Source organism: Streptomyces sp. NPDC101110, from assembly GCF_044759525.1.
Lineage (GTDB): Bacteria > Actinomycetota > Actinomycetes > Streptomycetales > Streptomycetaceae > Streptomyces.
Genome location: NZ_JBIVZM010000008.1, coordinates 36,376 through 55,557, shown reverse-complemented (window position 1 = coordinate 55,557; position 19,182 = coordinate 36,376). Strand labels below are relative to the sequence as shown.

Below are 19,182 nucleotides of genomic sequence, written 5' to 3'. Positions count from 1 at the left end.
CTCAGGCCGGACATTTTGCGGGAGACGGGGGGCCTTGCCGCAAGGCCCCCCGTGGGCTATAACTTGAGACAGGCGAGGAGAGGACTCCTTGCCTTTCTTGTTGCCCGCCCCTGGTGCCCGTCCCCGGTTCCCGTGTGGCACGCTCGTCGTCCCGGCAGCGTGGAGAGGCGGCGGCATGCGCATAGGACTGCTCGGCACCGGACCTTGGGCGCGGATGGCCCACGCCCCCGCGTTGAGCGGGCACCGGGAGCTGGATTTCGCCGGTGTGTGGGGCCGGCGCCCCGAGGCCGCGAAGGAACTGGCCGAGCGGTACGGCGTTCCCGCCTACGACGACGTGGACGCCCTGTTCGCGGCAGTGGACGCCGTCGCCGTGGCGCTGCCGCCGCAGGTGCAGGCCGCACTCGCCGCGCGGGCGGCGCGTGCCGGGTGTCACCTGCTGCTCGACAAGCCGCTCGCGCCGACGCTGACGGAGGGACGGGCCGTGGCCGACGCGGCCCGGGAGGCCGGTGTCGCCTCGGTCGTGTTCTTCACGACCCGCTTCCAGCCCGGCCCGGCGGCGTGGATCGCCGAGCAGGCGGCGGTGCCGGGCTGGTTCACCGCGCGGGCCGAGTGGCTCGGGGCGGTGTTCACCAGCGAGAGCCCCTTCGCGACGCCGTGGCGGCGCGAGAAGGGCGCCCTGTGGGACGTCGGCCCGCACGCACTGTCCGTGCTGCTGCCGGTCCTCGGCGACGTGCGGCACGTGACGGCGGCGGCGTACGGCCCCGGGGACACGGCGCACGTCGTCCTCGACCACGCGGGCGGCGCGTCCAGCACCCTCACCCTGAGCCTTACGGCACCGCCCGCCGCGGCCGGTGCCGCCGTGGAGCTGCGGGGTGAGGCCGGGGTGACCGCGCTGCCGGACGGCTCCGAGGGAGCGGTGCCCGCGCTGATGCGGGCCGCGGACGCGCTGCTCGGCGCCGCCCGGAGCGGTCACCCGCACGCCTGTGACGCAGCGTTCGGCCTGCGGGTGACGGAGATCCTGGTGGCGGTCCAGGAAGTGCTGGACCACTGAGGGCGCGGGCGGCCCGGTTACCCGGCCGGGGCGAGATTGATCCGCTCCTTCACCACCGGGTAGCCGGCCTTGGCGAAGTTCGCCGCCATGGGGACGTTGCCCTGGTCCGTGGCGGCGGCGACGAACCGCGCACCCTGCTCGACGAGGAAGTGGGTGCACTCGGCCAGGAGGTCGAAGGCATAGCCGCGGCCGCGGTGTTCCGGAACGACGCCGATGAAGCCGATGCAGGGACCGGAGGGGTTGTGGGCCGGGATGTGGATGCCGGCCAGGTCGCCCCGCGGGGTGTACGCGACCTGCCACCACTCGCGCGGTGACGGGCACCAGTGGAAGAAATCGAGTTCCTCCTGGGCGGCCCGCTCGGTTCCGCCCTGCTCGATGGCCTTGAGGGCGTGCGCGTCGCGGGTGACGGAGTGGATGCGGCGCAGCGCGTCGAAGAACACGGCGTCGTCGGGTTCGGCGCGGAACTCGAGGCGGCCGGGGCGCTCGGGCAGGCCGTGGTCGGGGGTCCAGCGGTACAGGAAGCGTTCGGCCAGGAGGTGGTAACCCGCCTTGCGGGCGGCGGTGCGGCGGATGTCGGCGGCGGCGCGCAGGGCGGGGTCGTCGCGCCAGCCGGCGGGCAGGTTCAGTTCCAGTTCGACCTGCCGGGGTGCGGAGCGCAGCAGTGCGGCGCCCGCCTCCTCCTCACCTTCGGCCACGTCGAACCAGTTGAGGTTGACGGGCTCGGTGTCGTCGGGGCCGCCCCACCAGGCGCCGCGGGCGACGACCCGGCCGTCGCGCAGGGCCACGCGTTTCCAGTCGGGGCGGTGCCGGGTGTGCCGGTGGTTCTCACGGGCGCCCAGCGGGTCGGGCAGGGTGTCGAAAAGAGCGGCGTCACTCGAGTCGAGCGCGCGGATGACCACGTCGGTCATGGGATGTCCTTCGGGACGCAAGCTGCTGGGAGCGCTCCCGGTCGGTCAGTCGCGGCACGCCGGGGCGGGGGGGAGGGAGCGCGGGAACGGTGTGAACTGCACGTCTCTGCCCTCCTCTTGCCGGTGTCGGGGCGTGGCGCGCCAACGCTACGGGATCTTCGGCGGGCCGTCCATCGGTTTCCGGCCAGGCCGGCGAGGCCCCTTGAGGGGCGGCCGGCCGAAGCCTGCCGCTCCCTCCGGGGTGACGACCTCGCCGTGGGCGGCGGTGCGGGTCCGGGTGCGGCGGGGGGCGGGGCGTAGCAGCGTGGTGGTGTGAGCAGTGTGCACGGCCGGCCGGCGCGCCGGGACGCGGAGCGGCGGGGCTGGCTGCGCGGCGCACCGCCGCCCGTCTGGGCCCGGGTGCTGCCGTCGGCTCTGCTGGCGGGCGTCTGTCTGGCGGAGCTGATCAGTCCGGAGCCGCTCGACATCGGTTTCCTGCTGGGTGCGATCCCGCCGCTGGCCGTGCTGGCGCACGGTCCGGTGGCGACGGCGGTGCTCGGCGCCCTGGTGGTGGTCGTGCTGACCGTGCCCGTCTTCAACCTCGACGATCCCGGCAGTACCGACCTGCTGACGGTGTGCTTCGTCTCGGTGCTGAGCGTGCTGCTGTCGTTCGTCCGTTCCCGGCGGGACGCGCAGCTGGTCACCGAGCGGGCCGTCGCGGAGGTCGCGCAGCGGGCCGTGGTGCCGCCGCTGCCGGACCGGGTCGGACCGGTGCGGTGCGCGGGGCTGTACCGGGCCGCGCAGCGCGGGACGCTGGTCGGCGGCGACTTCTTCGACGTACGGGCGGGCCCGTACGGGGTGCGGGCGGTCATGGGCGATGTGCAGGGGCACGGGCTGTCGGCCGTGGCCACGGTCGCGTCGCTGCTGGGGGCGTTCCGGGAGGCGGTGCTGGACCAGCCGGACCCGGAGGCGGTGGCGGCCCGGCTCGACCGGCGGCTGGCGGTGGACTCGGCGGGCGATCCGCACGCCGAGTTGTTCGCGACGGCGGTGCTGCTCGACTTCTCCGCCGACGCCCGGGTCGTGCGGATCGTGGCGTGCGGGCAGGCCGGACCGCTGCTGCTGCGGGACGGCCGGGTCGTGGAGCTGGACGTCGAGCCGTGCACGCCGCTCGGTCTGGGCCTGTCCGAGGCGGCCCCGCCCCGGGTCGTCTCGGTGGCCCTGCGGGCCGGTGACCGGCTCTTCCTCGCCTCCGACGGGGTGACCGAAGCCCGGGACGCGCAGGGGATCTTCTACCCCCTGGTGGAGCGACTGCCGGGCCTGGCCGCCGAGGACCCGGTCGCACTGGCCGAGGGGGTCTGGACCGACCTCGCCCGGCACTGCCCGGACGTACAGGACGACGTCACGATGCTGGTGCTCGCGCCGCGGGACGGGGCCTGAGGGCAGCGGCCGGCGGCGACCGTACGCGCTCTCCGGATGCACGCCGCGCTCCCGGGGGGAATGGTGATAGCGGACCCTTTTTTCAGCACCGGGGCCGCCCCAGAGATCCGGACCCTAGGAGCAGAGAACATGTCGACGTCAGAGCCCGCCGCGTCCCGGCCGCCCGAGGACCGCGCCACCCCGGACCGCCTGCTCCACGCCCGCACCGGCACCGAGGTGTCGCCGGAGGACCTCGTCCTCGCCTCGGGCAAGGACATCACCCCGCACAGCATCGAGTGGGCGAAGCGCAAGCTGGCGGCGGAGGGACCCGCCGCGCTCGAGAAGCTGCTGCCCTAACCGCCCGCGGCACCGCCCCGGCCGAGCCGTCAGGGCGTGCCCGCAAAGGCCACCGGCCCGGCGCGGACGCGTCCGGGTCCGGTGGCCTCATCTCCGCGTGCGCAAGGCCACCGGCCCGGCGCGGCAGCATCCGGGCCCGGTGGCCTCATCTCCGCGTGCGCAAGGCCACCGGCCCGGCGCGGACGCGTCCGGGTCCGGTGGCCTCATCTCCGCGTGCGCAAGGCCACCGGCCCGGCGCGGAGGCATCCGGGCCCGGTGGTCTCATGCCTGCCGGTTCGGTTTCGCCGTCCGGCCCGGCGGGCGGGTCACGACCTGCTGTCGTCCCCGGGCAGTGCGTCGTCGTCCTCCACCACGTGCACGGCCGCCTCCTCGGCGCCGGCCGCTCCGCCGTCGATGCCGACGTCGGACGCGACGGTCTCCTTCGTGATGTCGGCGTGGGCGCCCTCGTCGGGGGCGACCAGGCGGCCGGCACGGGCGGTGCCCGCCTCGGGGTCCACCGGTTCGCCGTCGCTGTCGGGGGTGTCCCCCACGCCGTCCCCGCCCGGCTCCGCGGACACGTCGGGGACCTCCTGGGCCAGCCGTTCGTCGAGGGTCTCGCCCTCGTGCTGCTCGGCCGCGGTGGTGCCGCGCTTGGTGACGCCCAGGGGCTTCTCCGGCGGGGAGTAGCCCTCGTCGAGCGTGTCGTCGTAGGTCCGCTCGTCGACGGCGTCCTGCAGGTCCAGCGGCGCGGCGTCCGCCTGCTCCTCGTTGGTACCGGTGGGCTGGTACGCGTCGTCCGCCATCGGTTCGGGGCGCATCGGTTCCGTGCCCATCACTCCTGCCTTCCTGTCCGCTGCTCGGCTCGTTCGTCTCGTCTGTCCGTCTCGCGTTTCCCGTTACGCGGGCTCTAACCTCGGCGGATGCGCCCCGGGCGGGAGGGGGCCCGAACGTCTCGCGGGCCGACAAGGGGCAAAACCCGTGGCGGCGCAGGACATTACCCACCAGTCAATCTTGAAAGCTCAAGCAGCGGGACTATCATCACTCGCACACACGGTGTGACCGGTTGCCGACGCGGCGGCAGCACGGTATCCGCCACCCCTTTGTTCATCGCCGCCGAGGCCGGGGCCACCCTTCCCTCCGCCCGGCGGCGCGCTCCACCCCACACCCTCACGCCGCCGGGACGGCCTGCCCGCCTCCGGTCGCGCACAAGTGAAAGCAGCGCATCCATGAGCTACAGCAGGGGCAGAGGGCTGCAGGCCAACGCCCTCAGCACGTTCGACACCGTGGTGATGGCGGTCGCCGGCAGCGCACCGGCGTATTCGCTGGCCGCGACCACCGCCGTCCTGGTCGGCGCGGTGGGACTGGCGAGTCCGGCCGCCCTGCTGTACTGCGCGATACCCATGCTGGGCATCGCGCTGGCGTTCAGCTACCTCGGCCGGATCGACGTGAACGCCGGCGCCAGTTACTCGTGGGTGGGGCGCACGCTCCACCCGTTCCTGGGCTTCATCAGCGGCTGGGCGCTGGTGATCTCGGCGACGATCTTCATGGTGGCCGGGTCGCTGCCCGCCGGATCGATGACGCTCGCCCTCTTCGACGAAAGCCTCGCGGCGAACACCGCGCTGTCGACGCTGGTCGGCGCGGCCTGGTTCGTCATCATGCTGTGCGTGGTGCTCGGTGGCGCCCGGCTCACGGTCCGCGCCCAGCTGATCATGTCCGGTGTCGAGCTGGTCATCCTGGCGCTGTTCGCGATTCTGGCCCTCTTCCACACGGGCAACGCCCGCGCCTTCGACTGGTCCTGGCTCGGCTTCTCGCACTTCGACGGAGTGGCCGGCTTCGCCTCGGGCGCGCTCATCGCCGCGTTCTACTACTGGGGCTGGGACGTCACCAGCAACCTCAGCGAGGAGACCCGCAACAGCCGCCGCACGACAGGGCTCGCGGGCCTGATCGGGGTGGGCGTCGTCTTCCTGCTGTTCGAAGTGTTCACCGTCGCGGTGAACGTGATCCTGTCCTCGAAGCAGATCGAGGAGAACGACGCGAACGTGCTGGCGGTGCTCGGCGAGGAGATCTGGCCGGGCTGGGGCGGCAAGCTGCTGATCGTGGCGGTGATGCTGTCCACCATCGCCACGCTGGAGACGACGCTGATCCAGGTGACGCGCTCGCTGTTCGCGATGGGCCGGGACCGCACGATGCCGTCGGCGCTGGGCAGGGTGCACCGGCGGTGGAACACCCCCTGGGTGGCGATCGTGGTGGTCGGGTCGGTGGCGCTGGCAATGTTCGTCGCCTCCAACGCCCTGGGGTCGGTGGGCGACATCCTCTCCGACGCCGTCTCGGCGATCGGTCTGCAGATCGCCGTCTACTACGGCCTCGCGGGGCTCGCGGTGGTGGTCGCGTACCGCAAAACGCTGCTGAGGTCCCCGGCCAACTTCCTCTTCGGCGGCCTGTGGCCGCTGTGCGGCGCCTTGTTCATGTTCTGGGTCTTCGTGGAGTCGCTGGGCGAGCTGAGCGGCACCGCGATCTCGATCGGCATCGGCGGACTCGTGGTCGGGCTGCTCCCGATGCTCTGGTACTGGAGGCAGGGCAGCGACTACTACCGGCCCGCCAGGCTCGACGCCTCGCGGGCGGTCGAGACGGACTACGTCCCCGACGAACAGGACGCGCGCGCCCGGGTCCACGAGGGTCTGTCCACCGACTTCTGAGGGAGGAGTTCGATGGCACGCGGGCTCAGACGCGGTTTCACTCCCGACTTCGACCCCGACTGCGGGGACGGCGACCTCACCTCCGCCCGCCAGGACGTCGTGATCGGCCGCTGGCAGGGGCTGCGGGACCTGCTGGCCGCCACCGGCCGTGACTGGACGGCCCGGGGGCACCGGATCCGGCAGCTCGCGCAGGTGTGCGCGGGCAGTTCGACGGTGGAGTCCTGGCTCTCGGCCGACGCCCACAGCGCCGACGCGCTGGTGCTGCGGGCGGCGACGGAGACCGCCCGCACCTTCAACGTGGCCATTGCGGCGGGGCGGGGCGTACCGATCGACCAGCAGCGCGTGGACGCGGCGGTGCTGGCCTGCCTGACGGCGGCGGAGGCGCACCCGGAGGACCCGACGCCGTGGGTGTCGCTGATCTCGGTGGCGCGCCTGTACCCGACGGGGGTACGCCGGCAGGAACTGGGGCGCTGGTGGGACGAGTTGCACGGGCGGGACCCGTACAGCGTCGAGGGGCACCTCCAGGTGCTGCACTACTACTCGGCGCGCTGGCACGGCACGCACGGCCTGATGTACGACTTCGCCCGGGACGCGGCCGGAGTGGCGCCACCGGGCTGTCCGCTGCCGGTGCTGGTGCAGTACGCCCGGGTCGAGGAGTACCGCTTCGCCCTGGACGCCGCCCGGGGCAGGCACTCCGCCGTCGGTCTCTCACAGCACTGGAGCCACGACGGTGCGGCGAGTGACCTGCGGCGGACCTGGCAGCGCTGGGTGATGGGCCGGCGGGAGACCGGGATCGCGCCCGGTGAACTCCGCGACTTCAACTACCTGGCCCACGCGGCCTGTTCCGCCGGCGCCCGGGACATCGCGGGTGTCCTGCTGGGCATGCTGGGGCCCCGCGCGACCCGTGCTCCCTGGTCGTACACGGGCGATGCGGAGCAGCAGATCACCAAGTGGCGCAAGGAGTTGCGGCCGGGGGCGTGAGCGCCCGCCAGGAGCGGCCCGGCCGGTCGACCGTCCCGATGAGCAGGACCCTGGTCCACTCCCGCCGCGTCATGGAGCTGGGGACGCGGCGCCGGGCCGTGCGCTGGGCCCGAGCGGGGAGGGGCGGAGTGGACTCAGGGGCGGCCGTCATCGGGGGAAGGTCTTTCTGCCGGACGGGACCGCTGCGATGACAGCCTCTCGCCATCCTCCAGCACCTGCAAGTGATGTGCAGTAAAGCGCGTGACAGGTCTTGTCCATGGAACCGAAAACTCCGCCGGGCGGCGGGGCAAGCCGGTGTCAGACCTCGGCGTTCGGTCCGTCCGGCCGAGTGCGGCGGCGCTCGACCATCTCGCGGCTGAGCTCCTCCGTCTCCGCCTCGGAGAGCCGCTCGAAGCCGTCCTCGGTGATGACCGAGACGATCGGGTAGATGCGGCGGGTGAGGTCGGGGCCGCCCGTCGCGGAATCGTCGTCGGCAGCGTCGTACAGCGCATGCAGTGCGGCCAGGGCCGCCTCGCGGCGGGACATGCCGGGGCGGTACAGCTTCTTCAGCGCGCCCCGGGCGTACGGCGATCCGGAACCCTCCGCGTGGAAGCCGGACTTCTCGTAGCGCCCACCGACGAGGTCGAAGGAGAAGATGCGGCCCCGCTCCCCCTCGGGCGCCGCGGGGTCGTAACCGACGAGCAGCGGGACGACCGCGAGACCCTGCATGGCCTGGCCCAGGTTGTTTCGGATCATCGTGGAGAGCCGGGTCGCCTTCCCGGCGAGGGTCATGGGGACGCCCTCGATCTTCTCGAAGTGCGCCAGCTCGACCTGATACAGCTTCACCATGTCCACCGCGAGCCCGACGGTGCCCGCGAAGGCCACCGCGCAGTGGTCGTCGGCCGGGTGCACCTTCTCCAGGTCACGCTGGGCGATGAGGTTGCCCATCGTCGCCCGCCGGTCGCCCGCGATGAGCACGCCGTCCCGGTAGGTGAGGGCCAGCACGGTCGTGCCGTGGGGGGCGCCCTCGGCGCGGACGCCGTCCGGGAGGACGCGCCGGGTGCTCAGCAGTCCGGGACGGTGGGCCGCCAGGAACTCCGAGAAGGAGGAGCCCGGTGTGAAGAACTCCTCCCCCAGCCTGCCCTCGTGCCCGCTCGCCGCCATGCCGTTCCCCCCTCGATCGTGACCGTCAACCGACTCCTACCTGAGCCGGGCGGGCGGGAAACGCCACCCGTGGTGTCAGCGGCCCGGCGCGACGCGGACGTCCAGGTCCGAGATCCGGTGGACGGGCCACGAACGGGCGTAGCGGGCCGGGGTGTCGCCGGCCGCCGCGAGGTGGGCGACCGGGAGACGGTCCGCGGTGCGCAGCACGCCGGCGACCGTCATGTTCTCGTTGTTCCCGGAGGTCGCCCCCGAGGAGCAGCCGGTGTAGTAGGCGAGGGGGATGGCCTCGTGGCCGGTGAGCAGGCAGGGCGGGCGGACGCCGAGCCGGTGCAGGGTGTCCGCGGTGCGGGCCCAGTCGCGGCGGCTGTCGGTGTTGCGGGACACTGCACCGTCCAGCACGGCGAGCTGTGCCGCGAGGTGCCCGGCCAGGGCGAGCGCGACGAGCGGGGCGGCCACCGGGCGCCACGCTCCGCCGGGCCTTCTGGCCAGGTGCCACAGCGCGTCGGCGACCGGGATCGCGAGCAGCGCGTAGGCCGGCTGGAGGAAGCGCGGTGCCGCGTAGCCGATCATGAAGAGATACGGCACCGCTGCGGTGGTCGCACAGGCCAGCGGGACCAGTGTCCGCTCCGGACGCCGGGCCCGGGCCGCGACGACCAGCGCGAGTCCGGCCAGGACGGGCAGGGCGAACCACCACACGGTGACCAGGGGGCTGGGCATCGAACCCGTGCACGGCCGGCACAGGGCCCGCCCGCCCAGGCTGCGCAGCTGGTCGTCGACGGCGATCTGCCAGCCCAGTCCGCCCTGGATCCGCGAGGCCTCCGCCAGCCGCGCGACCGGACCACCGTGGTCGAGGTACGCCTCGATCACCCACGGGACGGCGCCCGCCGCGAGCCCCGCCGCGAGCACGAGGAGGAGCCGGGGGCTGCGGCGCACCAGAGCGAGGACGAGCAGCGGCACGGCCACGTACACCGCGTCGGTGGGACGCATCCACGCCATGAGCGCGGCGCCCGCCGCGAGGCCCCCCAGGAGAGCCGGGGAGGAGCGCTCCGCCCGTACCCGCAGGAAGCAGCCGACGCTGATCAGGGCGCCGATCGCGACCCAGTAGTTGGGCATCGCCTGCGGACCGTAGAAGAGGGTCATCCACAGGGAGGCGAAGAGGGCCCCGCCGACGATCAGGACGCGGGGCGGGAACAGCCCCCGCCAGGCGCGCAGGGCCAGGTAGAGGGCGAGGCCGGACAGCAGGGCCAGGTAGACGCGCAGCAGCGGGACGGACGCCGACCAGGACGCGACCGGCGCGACAAGCAGCGAGACGCCGCGGGAGCGGGGGGCGCTGAAGAAGGCCGCGGGGTGGTGCGAGGTGACCTGGCTGACGTAAACGATCTCGTCCCAGCCCAGGCCCAGGACGGGCCGGACGAGGACGAGCTGCGCGAGGACGAAGACGGCGGCCAGGGCAGCGAGGGACGGCGCGCCGCGGGCCCCGCGGGGGGCACGCGGCGCGGCCGCCTGGTCGCGTCGTCGCCTTCGCACGAGGATGGCGTTGGCGCCGTCGGGCATGTTCCGCCCCTTCCCCGATGATCGGAAATCCCGATCAAGCTAACCCGCGGGGCCGGGGCGTGCAGGGCGGAACTGGGCCAACTGCCTGACCCGCGGACGCGGGTCAGCGGGGGCCGGCTCGGGGCCCGGTCAAGTGGCTGACCCGCGGGCGAGGTCAGCGGGTGTGCGGGGCGCGGTGCGGGGGCTGGCTCGGGGCCGGACGGTGGGTCAGTTCGGGGACGGGCCGGCTGACGGGGGCGTCCTCGCTCACCGTCAGTTCGCTCCCGTGGTGATGGAGGGTCAGGGGCTGGCCGGAGTTCAGGGTGTACGTGGCCGAATCGGGGGTCACCTCCACGCGCAGGCACCGGCCGAGGAAGCCCACCGTGAAGGCGAGCCGGCGGTAGCGCCCGGGGAGGCGGGGCGCGAACCGCAGGGACCCGTCGCTGCAGCGCATGCCGCCGAACCCGGCGACCAGCGCCATCCAGGTGCCGGCCAGCGAGGCGATGTGCAGTCCGTCCCGGGTGTTGTGCTCCAGGTCGCCGAGGTCCATCAGCGCGGCCTCCGCCGTGTAGTCGGCGGCCAGGTCGAGATGGCCGGACCGGGCGGCCATGACGGCCTGGACGCAGGCGGACAGGGAGGAGTCGCGGACGGTCAGCGGCTCGTAGTAGGCGAAGTTGCGGGCGATCTGCTCCTCGTCGAAGTACTCCTCGAAGAAGGCGCCGCAGGTGTACATCGCCAGCACCAGGTCCGCCTGCTTGACGACCTGCTTGCGGTACAGGTCGAAGTAGGGGAAGTGCAGCATCAGGGGGTACTGGTCCGGGCCGGTGCGGTCGAAGTCCCAGCGCTGGTGGCGGGTGAAGCCCGAGTGCTGTTCGTGTACGCCGAGTTCGTCGTTGTAGGGGACGTTCATGGCTTCGGCGGCGGCCCGCCAGGCGGCCGTCTCCTCGTCGTCGGCGCCGAGCCGCGCGGCCTCGTCGGGGTGGCGTTTGCAGGCGTCGGCGGCGGCCAGCAGGTTCGCCCGGGCCATGAGGTTGGTGTACGTGTTGTCGTCGGCGATGGCGCTGTACTCGTCGGGTCCGGTGACGCCGTCGATGTGGAAGACGCCCCGGTCGTCGTGGTGCCCGAGGGAGCGCCACAGACGGGCGGTCTCCACCAGCAGCTCCACGCCGACCTCGCGTTCGAAGGTCTCGTCGCCGGTGACGGCCACGTACCGGACGACGGCGTCGGCGATGTCGGCGCCCACGTGGAAGGCCGCCGTGCCGGCCGGCCAGTAGGCGGAGCCCTCCGAGCCCTCGATGGTGCGCCAGGGGAACGCGGCCCCGCGCAGGCCCAGTTGCCTCGCGCGTTCCCGGGCGGCGGGCAGGGTGTCGAGGCGCCAGCGCAGGGCCTCGGCGGCGGCCTTCGGCGCGGTGTACGTCAGCAGCGGCAGGACGAACGCCTCGGTGTCCCAGAAGGCGTGGCCGTCGTAGCCGGATCCGGTGAGTCCCTTGGCGGGGACGGCGCGCTGTTCGGCCCGGGCACCGGCCTGGAGGACATGGAAGAGGGCGAAGCGGACGGCCTGCTGGATCTCCTCGTCGCCGTCGATCTCGACGTCGGCGCGCTCCCAGAAGTCGTCGAGGTACGCCTTCTGGTCCTCGAGGAGTCCCTGCCATCCGCTGTGCCCGGCCGCGGCGAGGGCCGCCTCGACCTGGTCGCTCATCGCGGGCCGGGAGCGGACGCCGGACCAGCCGTGCGCGACCAGCTTCTCGACGCGCAGCCGCTCCCCCGGTTCCAGGACGGAGGTGACGGTCAGCCGCGCCACGTCCACGTTGCTCTCGCTGCTGGTGGTGGTCCGTTCGGGACCGGAGACGGTGTGGTCGGCGGCCACGGCGACCCTGAGTCCGCTCCGGCGGGTGCGGTGGACCAGCCGCAGCCTGCCGCCCTCGGCGACGTCCTCCTCCGGCTCCAGCGGCGACTTCAGCGCCTTGGCGGCACGCGGGTCGCCGTCCGGCTCGGGCAGGCTCTCGTTCGCGACGAGTTCCGACTGGACGACCACGCGGGTCCGGCTGTCGACCGGTTCCACCTCGTACGCCACGGCGGCTATCGCGCGCTGGGTGAGGGACACCAGCCGGGTGGAGCGCACCCGGACGGTCGAGCCGGCCGGGCTGGTCCATTCGCAGACCCGCTCCAGCACGCCCCGCCGCAGATCGAGTGTGCGCTCGTGGGTGACGAGCCGACCGTAGCGCAGGTCGAACGGCTCGTCGTCGACCAGCAGGCGCAGCACCTTGCCGTTGGTGACGTTGATGGAGGTCTGACCGGACTCGGGGTAGCCGTAGCCGGCCTCGGCGTACGGCAGCGGGTGCAGTTCGTGGACGCCGTTGAGGTAGGAGCCGGGCAGTCCGTGGGGTTCGCCCTCGTCGAGGTTGCCGCGCCAGCCGACGTGCCCGTTGGACAGGGCGAAGACGGACTCGCTCTGCGCCAGGACGTCGAGGTTGAGCTCCGTCTCGCGTACGGTCCAGGGCTCGACGTCGTACGCCCGCTGTGTGATCACTGCGCGTCCCCCAGTTCGGCGAGGTCCTGCACGACGATGTCGGCGCCGTGCCGGTAGAGCGCGTCGGTCTGCCCGACCCGGTCGACTCCGACGACGTATCCGAACCGCCCCGCGCGGCCCGCGTCCATGCCGGCCAGGGCGTCCTCGAAGACGGCGGCTTCGGAGGGCTCGACGCCGAGGTCCTCGGCGGCGGCCAGGAACGTGTCGGGGTGCGGCTTGCCGGGCAGCTTGCGCTCGGCGGCGACGAGGCCGTCGATGCGGACGTCGAAGAAGTGCTCGGCGCCGATCGAGCGGAGCACGTCACGGCAGTTGGCGCTGGAGGAGACGATCGCGGTGCTCAGTCCGTGGGCGCGGACGGCCTCCAGATAGCGCAGGGTGCCGTCGTAGGCCTCGACGCCGTCGGTCCGGATCTTCTCGAGGACCAGCTCGTTCTTGCGGTTGCCGAGGCCGTGCACGGTCTCGGCCCCCGGGGGGTCGTCGGGGTCGCCGTCGGGCAGGTCGATGCCGCGGGAGGCGAGGAACGTGCGCACGCCGTCCGCGCGTGGGCGCCCGTCGACGTACTCGTCGTAGTCCGCCGCGTCGAACGGGCGGAAGTCCGCGCCGTCGCGCTCGCGCAGGAAGGCGTCGAACATCTCCTTCCAGGCGGCGGCGTGCACGACGGCCGTCTTGGTGACGACGCCGTCGAGGTCGAACAGACAGGCGTGGATGCTTTCGGGAAGACCGAGCTGCGTCATACAGGACCGGTTCCCCCTGCGGGGATGTTCCAGTGAGTGGCGCACGCCACACGCCGGGGGCGCGAAGAGGCGGCACGTCCGGTGTTCGAGCCCGGCCCGGGTGACAGACTCTCCGTGTGCCGCTCACCTTCGACGACCTCCTCCACCGCGCCCGGGCCCTCCCCCGGGACGGCGGCCGTGCGATCCTCGGGATCGCGGGCAGCCCCGGCGCGGGCAAGTCCACGCTCGCTCAGCACCTGGTGCGGGAGTTGAACGGCACGGGTGCCCCCTGGGTCGCGCACGTCCCCATGGACGGCTTCCACCTCGCCGACGCCGAACTGGAACGCCTCGGCCGCCGGAGCCGCAAGGGAGCACCCGACACGTTCGACGCGGCGGGGTACGCGGCCCTGTTGCGGCGGCTGCGCGACGAGCCCGGCGACGACGTCGTCTACGCGCCCGGCTTCGAACGAGTCCTCGAACAACCGATCGCGGGGGCCATCCCGGTGCACCCGAGCGCCCGGCTGATCGTCACCGAGGGCAACTACCTGCTCCTGCACACCGGTTCCTGGTCCCGTGTGCGCCCCCTCCTCGACGAGGTGTGGTTCTGCGAGCTGCCCGAGCGCGAGCGCGTCCGCCGCCTGGTCGCCCGCCATGAGCGGTTCGGCAAGACGCACGAGGAGGCCGTGGTGTGGGTGTCCCGCTCGGACGAGCGCAACGCCGAGCTGGTCGCGACGACCCGGGAGCGGGCGGACCTGCTGGTACCGGAGTCGGCGATGCCGTGCCTGCTTCCTTGACCACCCCGCAGACGTCCCCGTGGCCCCCCGTCGGAGGGGGCCACGGCGTGGGTCGTCCGCGTCACCCGGCCGGTGCGGACCGGTGGGCGCGCAGTGCGAGGGTCAGCGTCTGCGGGCCGTGCCCGCCGAGGTAGACGCGGTTCCCCGTCGTCGCGTCGGTACCGCCCACGACGGTGTAGTCCTGTCCCGGGTCGTACCCCAGCAGGTCGCTCCGGTCCGGTCCGGCCAGCGGTTCGCCCGCCTCGACGCCGGCCTCGATCCTGATCTCGTCGTCACCGACCCGGTAGGTCATCGGCCCCGTCGTCAGGCACCAGCGCCCGTCGCCGAGCGGTGCGGCGCCCTCGGGCACACCACCCGGGCGGAAGGTCAGTTCGAGGGCCCAGGGCACCCGTGGTCCACTGAGGTCGATCCGCAGGTCGGCGCCGTCCTCCCGCAGGTCCACCTCGACACGGGTGGTGTGGGAGACCTCGTCCCGGGGCCGGTCCGCGAAGGACATCGCGGCCGAGAAGCGTCCCTCGTCCGCCACGCGGTAGGCGGCGTCGTCCCGCCGCAGGTCCGGGGGCAGAGGCTGGTAGTAGGCGGCCGTGAGGGTCTCGGTCAGCCGGTACCGGTGCTCGGCGGGCCGCTGCACCTCGGCGGCGCGGAACGGACCGAGGTCGAAGAATCCACGCGAGAGACGGACCGCGTCCAGGACGGCGTCGCCGGCGAACAGACGCATGAAGGTGGGATTGCAGGCGAGGCCCGAGCGGATGCGCCGGTGCTGCGGCACGTCGGAGCCGCCGTACACCACCGTGTGCGCGGTGGCCGAGGCGCGTACGGCGAGGCGCGCGGTGGTGAGGTAGCGCTCGCGGGGCAGTGTCTGCGCGGCCGGAGCCGGCAGCGGCCGGCACAGGTCGGGAGTGAGGAGGGTCCCGGCGAGCAGGTCGGGGTCGTCGATGCCGCCGGCCGCCGCCAGCAGCGCGGCCCGGCTGAAGTCGCCCCGGCCGGTGCGGATCGCGAGCAGCCGATAGTGCGGCAGGTAGGGCGCCGGCGGAAACGGCCGGTTCTGGTCCTGCCGTCGGGAGAGCACGGTCTCCACCATGCCGTCCGGGCTGATGAGGTCCAGGGTCGCGGCGAGATTGCGTTCCACGGCGTCCCGCAGGTCGGCGCGGTCGAGCACGTCGGCCAGCAGCAGCAGCGACGGGTTGGACACGTGGGCCGCGTAGTTGGCGCTCCGCTCCGAGTACAGGCCCTCCGCGTCGATGTCGACGCCCTCGGAGAGCCACTCCTCGACGCGGGCGCGGAGCCGGTCGTCGGGGAACGACCGGTGCAGCCGAGCCAGCGCCGCGCACAGCTCCCAGCGGTGGTTGGGGGTGTGCACGCCGCCGGTTAGCAGACTGCCCGAGGCGGCGCGGGCGATCCCGGCGAGCGCGGCCGTGACGTCGCGCAGTTCCGGCCCCGCGCCGGCGGCCAGCACGTGCGCGTCGCAGACGTCGTTGACGGTGAACGCGGAGTCCGGCGGGGACTGCACGTTGTCACCGCCGGCGAACAGGCCGGTGGACGTCTGCGCGGCCCGCAGGGCGCGCAGATGGGTCGTCGCGGCGGCGACGGCCCGTGCGCTGCCGTGCAGTGCCGACTCCGGGGACCGGTAGGCCGCGATCAGCGTCTTCACCCGGCGTGCCAGGGTGCGGTGGGCCACGCCTGCGGGTTCCGCGTCGGGCGTGGCCGCCAGCGGGGCGGCCTCCCGGTCGGCGGCACCGGCCACCGCACGGAGAAACTCGTGGTCGAGCGGGGTGGGCAAGGTCAGTCCTTCAGTCCGGCGTTGATGTCGGCGCCCATGACGTAGCGCTGGAAGACCAGGAAGATGGCGATCAGGGGGATCATGGAGATGACCGATGCGCCCAGCAGTACCGACCAGTTGATGTTCTGCGCGCCGACGATGCTTTGGATGCCGATCTGCACGGTGAACTTGCTGGGGTCGTTGAGCATCAGCAGCGGCCAGATGTAGTCGTTCCAGCGCCACTGGAAGGACAGGATGGCGAGGGTCAGCATGATGGGCCGGGAAAGCGGCACCATGATCCGCAGGAAGATCGACAGTTCGCGGGCGCCGTCGATGCGCGCGGCCTCCACGAGTTCGTCGGGAACCGTCAGGAAGAACTGGCGGAACATGAAGCATCCGGTCGCGGTGAGCACGGCCGGGAGGATGATGCCGGCGAACGAGTTGTAGAGGCCGAGGTTGCGGACCACCAGGAACTCCGGGGCGAGCATGACCTCGGACGGCAGCATCGTGGTGGCCAGGATGCAGATGAAGAAGACCTTGAGCCACCTGTTGTCGTACTTGGCCAGCGCGTACCCGGTGCAGCAGCTGACACCCACCGTGAGAATCGTCGTGATCACACACACGATGGCCGTGTTGATGAAGTACTGGGAGAAGTTCGCGCTGTCCCACGCGGCCTTGAATCCCGACAGGGTGGGGTTGTGCGGGACCAGCGTGAGCGGATACGAGAACAGGTCACTGGACGGCTTGAGTGAGCTGAGGACGAACCACAGCACGGGCAGACCGTACAGGCACGCCAGGATCCACAGCAGTGTCGTCGCGGGCACCGCCCGCCGGAGCCCGCGGGTGCCCGCGTGGCGGGGCCGCTTCCCGGAGACGGGCTGTTTGGCATCGGCGTCGAGCGGGCGTGGCATGTCTGTGGTTGTCATCGGTTCTCCACCCGCCGGTTGACGATCAGCTGGACGATCGCGACGGCCATCAGGATGAGCATGAGCACGAACGACGCGGCGCTCGCATAGCCGATCTGGCCCCGTTTGAAGCCGGTCTCGTAGATGTACTGGACCAGCAGGTTGTTCGACGTTCCGGGTCCGCCGTTGTTGAGGGCGACGAACACCGGGTATTCCTTCATCGCGTTGATCGTGTTGAGCAGGATGACGATGAAGGAGGTGGGTGCGATGCTCGGCAGCGTGATGCTGATGAACTTGCGCCACGGACCGGCGCCGTCGAGCTCGGCCGCCTCGTAGTACGACACCGGGACGTTCTTGATCGCCGCGATGAACAGCAGCATCGTGAAACCCGTCCACGCCCAGGCCGCCGCCATCACGACCACCAGCAGCGACAGGTCCGCGTTCGACTGCCAGGGCACGGCGCCGCCGCCGAGCTTCTCGATGACGTAGTTGACCAGTCCGAAGTTCTCGCCGAACAGCCACCGCCACAGGACACCGACGACGATGGGCGACAGCAGCCACGGGATGAAGAAGATGACGCGGGCGATCGACGAGCCCTTGGCGTGCTTGTTCACCACCAGGTTGGCGGCGAGCAGCGAGAGCGCGAAGTTCAGCGGGACGAAGAGGACGGTGTACAGCAGCGTCCGGCTCAGCGCGTCGTAGAACGTCGAGTCCCCGAACAGGTTCCGGTAGTTGCCCAGCCCGACCCACTGGAACACCCCCACGCCCGTGTAGTTCGTGAAGGAGTAGAGGAGCCCGATCACCGCCGGCCAGACGAAGAACAGCGCGAAGAGCACGACGTTGGCCGCGATGAGGACGAGCGGCGCAAGGGTGTACTTACTGCGTCTCCTGGGCGGGCTCGCGGACACGTCCGAGGCGCGTTTTGTCATCTTCCTGACTCCGTGCTGGTGGAAGGGGTTGCAGGTGGGCTCACACCATGAGCCCGAGGAGCGCGGGGCGCGTCCAGGGCCGGGCGGCGGCGGTGTCGCACGCCCGCCGCCCGGCCCCCGCGGCCTACGATCCGCCGCCGACCTGCTGGTTGTAGCCGGCCACGATGTTCTCCAGGGCCTTGTCGGGCGACTGCTGGCCGTTGATCGCCTTGCCGAGCTCCGTCTTGGTCGGGTCCTCGGTGAGGCTCTTGCCCTTCAGCACCCACTTCGTCTGCGCGCCGTTGAAGTAGCCGGAGATAGGGGCGTAGAGCGGGATCGACTCGTTGTACAGCTTGAACGCCGCCTGCGCCGCCTCGGAGGTGAAGGGGTACTTCGGGTTCAGACCGTTCTCGACCGGCAGGAACCCGGAGGCCTCGCACAGCACGCGGTAGTTGTCCGGCTCGTAGATCCAGGACAGGAACTTCTGCGCGGCGGTGGCCGCGTCAGCGTTGTTGTTGAAGCCGACCATCATGCCGCCGCTGTTGACGTCGCTGGCCTGCACCGGCTGTGCGGGAGTGGGGACGCTGGCCCAGTCGAACTTCTTGATGCTCTCGGAGAAGGCGGCGACCTGCCACACGCCGGACCAGTAGGCGACCACGTCACCGCTCTGGAACATGGCGGACGGGTCGGCGCCGCTGGTCCACACCGACTTCGGCATGGTCTTGTTGTCGTTCCATCCGACGAAGGTGTTCACGGCCTTCTTGGTCGCCGCGTCCACCGAGAACTTGCCGGAGGAGTCCGCGTGGACGTACTTCCCGCCCATCTCGTACACCATGGCGCGCAGCCGGGACGGCGACTGGTCGAAGGTCAGGGAGTACTTGGCGCCGGTCTTCTCACGGACCTTGTTCGCCGCCTTGATGAACTCGGTCCAGGTCCAGGTCTTCTGCGGCGAGGTCGGGAAGGGGACGCCGGCCTTCTTGAACAGCGTCTTGTTGATGAACATGCCCGACGCGGTGACGTCCGAGGGGATGGACAGCACCTTCCCGGACGAGTCCTTGGCGAGGAAGTTGGCGTTGATCTTGTTGCTCTTCTTGTCGGCGATGGAGCTGAGGTCGATCAGCTTGCTCGACCAGATCGGGTCCAGCGCCGGCACGGCCGCCACATCGGGCAGGGAGTTCGCCTGGGCGGCGTTGTGCAACTTCGTCGGGTACCCGTCGTAGGGGATGTTGACGAGCTTGACGGTGACACCGGTGTCCTTCTTGTACTGCGACACCATCTTCTTCCAGCCCGCGTCCTGGCCCGGAACCGTGGAGATCCAGAACGTCAGCGACTTGGAGGTACCGCCCGAGTCGGACCCCGACCCGCAGGCGGAGAGCAGAAGAGCACCTGCCGTGGCCACGGCAGCGAGGGGAACCACGCGGCGTATACCGCCGCGGCCGAGTCGGCGGGAGCGCCGCACACCCACACTGATCATCTTCGATCCCTTTTCTTCGTAGCGGAAGAAGCACGGCGCCAGCCGAGGCGGCACGG

The 19,182-nt window shown here is 71.9% G+C and carries 16 protein-coding genes; 6 read left to right on the top strand and 10 right to left on the bottom strand.

Annotation, left to right across the window (positions count from 1 at the left end):
• Nucleotides 1–175 precede the first annotated feature (175 nt).
• On the top strand, nt 176–1,051 hold the full coding sequence (locus tag ACIQU3_RS20185) for a Gfo/Idh/MocA family protein (RefSeq protein WP_403926820.1): 876 nt from the start codon (nt 176–178) through the stop codon (nt 1,049–1,051).
• A 17-nt stretch (nt 1,052–1,068) separates the two neighbouring features.
• On the opposite strand, the gene ACIQU3_RS20180 is transcribed toward ACIQU3_RS20185, so the two are convergent.
• Entirely contained in the window at nt 1,069–1,959 is an 891-nt protein-coding gene (locus ACIQU3_RS20180) for a GNAT family N-acetyltransferase (RefSeq protein WP_403926817.1), read from the bottom strand.
• Nucleotides 1,960–2,271: 312 nt separating this feature from the next.
• On the opposite strand from ACIQU3_RS20180, the gene ACIQU3_RS20175 reads away from it, so the two are divergent.
• On the top strand, nt 2,272–3,375 hold the full coding sequence (locus tag ACIQU3_RS20175; protein WP_403926814.1) for a PP2C family protein-serine/threonine phosphatase: 1,104 nt from the start codon (nt 2,272–2,274) through the stop codon (nt 3,373–3,375).
• Nucleotides 3,376–3,504: 129 nt separating this feature from the next.
• Nucleotides 3,505–3,711, top strand: coding sequence for a hypothetical protein (locus tag ACIQU3_RS20170; RefSeq protein ID WP_403730689.1), 207 nt, complete (start codon nt 3,505–3,507; stop codon nt 3,709–3,711).
• A gap of 305 nt (nt 3,712–4,016) precedes the next feature.
• Here ACIQU3_RS20170 and ACIQU3_RS20165 read toward each other — a convergent pair whose 3' ends face one another.
• Nucleotides 4,017–4,508 (bottom strand): DUF5709 domain-containing protein, encoded by a 492-nt coding sequence (locus ACIQU3_RS20165; RefSeq protein ID WP_403731525.1) that lies wholly within the window; start codon nt 4,506–4,508, stop codon nt 4,017–4,019.
• Between the two features lie 408 nt (nt 4,509–4,916).
• Between ACIQU3_RS20165 and ACIQU3_RS20160 the strand changes: the two genes are divergently transcribed.
• Complete coding sequence (locus tag ACIQU3_RS20160; RefSeq protein WP_403730686.1) at nt 4,917–6,386, top strand: APC family permease; 1,470 nt, start codon at nt 4,917–4,919, stop codon at nt 6,384–6,386.
• A 12-nt stretch (nt 6,387–6,398) separates the two neighbouring features.
• Nucleotides 6,399–7,367 carry a hypothetical protein gene (locus ACIQU3_RS20155; RefSeq protein ID WP_403926811.1) on the top strand — a complete coding sequence of 323 codons (969 nt, stop codon included), beginning with the start codon at nt 6,399–6,401 and terminating at the stop codon, nt 7,365–7,367.
• 297 nt (nt 7,368–7,664) lie between these two features.
• Here ACIQU3_RS20155 and prcB read toward each other — a convergent pair whose 3' ends face one another.
• The 4 genes from prcB to ACIQU3_RS20135 all read right to left on the bottom strand — a co-directional run bounded on the left by prcB (nt 7,665) and on the right by ACIQU3_RS20135 (nt 13,307).
• Nucleotides 7,665–8,510, bottom strand: a complete 846-nt coding sequence (gene prcB / locus ACIQU3_RS20150) for a proteasome subunit beta (protein WP_403926808.1) — start codon at nt 8,508–8,510, stop codon at nt 7,665–7,667.
• Nucleotides 8,511–8,585: 75 nt separating this feature from the next.
• Nucleotides 8,586–10,064, bottom strand: a complete 1,479-nt coding sequence (locus ACIQU3_RS20145) for a hypothetical protein (RefSeq protein ID WP_403926805.1) — start codon at nt 10,062–10,064, stop codon at nt 8,586–8,588.
• Nucleotides 10,065–10,218: 154 nt separating this feature from the next.
• Nucleotides 10,219–12,573 carry a glycoside hydrolase family 65 protein gene (locus ACIQU3_RS20140; RefSeq protein ID WP_403926802.1) on the bottom strand — a complete coding sequence of 785 codons (2,355 nt, stop codon included), beginning with the start codon at nt 12,571–12,573 and terminating at the stop codon, nt 10,219–10,221.
• Nucleotides 12,570–13,307 carry an HAD family hydrolase gene (locus ACIQU3_RS20135; RefSeq protein ID WP_403730667.1) on the bottom strand — a complete coding sequence of 246 codons (738 nt, stop codon included), beginning with the start codon at nt 13,305–13,307 and terminating at the stop codon, nt 12,570–12,572. Before ACIQU3_RS20135 ends, ACIQU3_RS20140 begins: the two co-directional genes overlap by 4 nt.
• A gap of 116 nt (nt 13,308–13,423) precedes the next feature.
• Between ACIQU3_RS20135 and ACIQU3_RS20130 the strand changes: the two genes are divergently transcribed.
• Nucleotides 13,424–14,080 carry a nucleoside/nucleotide kinase family protein gene (locus tag ACIQU3_RS20130; protein WP_403926799.1) on the top strand — a complete coding sequence of 219 codons (657 nt, stop codon included), beginning with the start codon at nt 13,424–13,426 and terminating at the stop codon, nt 14,078–14,080.
• A 61-nt stretch (nt 14,081–14,141) separates the two neighbouring features.
• On the opposite strand, the gene ACIQU3_RS20125 is transcribed toward ACIQU3_RS20130, so the two are convergent.
• The 4 genes from ACIQU3_RS20125 to ACIQU3_RS20110 form a co-directional block, all read right to left on the bottom strand.
• Nucleotides 14,142–15,860 (bottom strand): hypothetical protein, encoded by a 1,719-nt coding sequence (locus ACIQU3_RS20125; RefSeq protein ID WP_403926797.1) that lies wholly within the window; start codon nt 15,858–15,860, stop codon nt 14,142–14,144.
• A gap of 2 nt (nt 15,861–15,862) precedes the next feature.
• On the bottom strand, nt 15,863–16,765 hold the full coding sequence (locus ACIQU3_RS20120) for a carbohydrate ABC transporter permease (RefSeq protein ID WP_403926795.1): 903 nt from the start codon (nt 16,763–16,765) through the stop codon (nt 15,863–15,865).
• Nucleotides 16,762–17,673, bottom strand: coding sequence for a carbohydrate ABC transporter permease (locus ACIQU3_RS20115; RefSeq protein WP_403730651.1), 912 nt, complete (start codon nt 17,671–17,673; stop codon nt 16,762–16,764). The genes ACIQU3_RS20120 and ACIQU3_RS20115 overlap by 4 nt, the downstream gene beginning before the upstream one ends.
• 124 nt (nt 17,674–17,797) lie before the next feature.
• Nucleotides 17,798–19,126 (bottom strand): extracellular solute-binding protein, encoded by a 1,329-nt coding sequence (locus ACIQU3_RS20110; protein ID WP_403926792.1) that lies wholly within the window; start codon nt 19,124–19,126, stop codon nt 17,798–17,800.
• Nucleotides 19,127–19,182 lie beyond the last annotated feature (56 nt).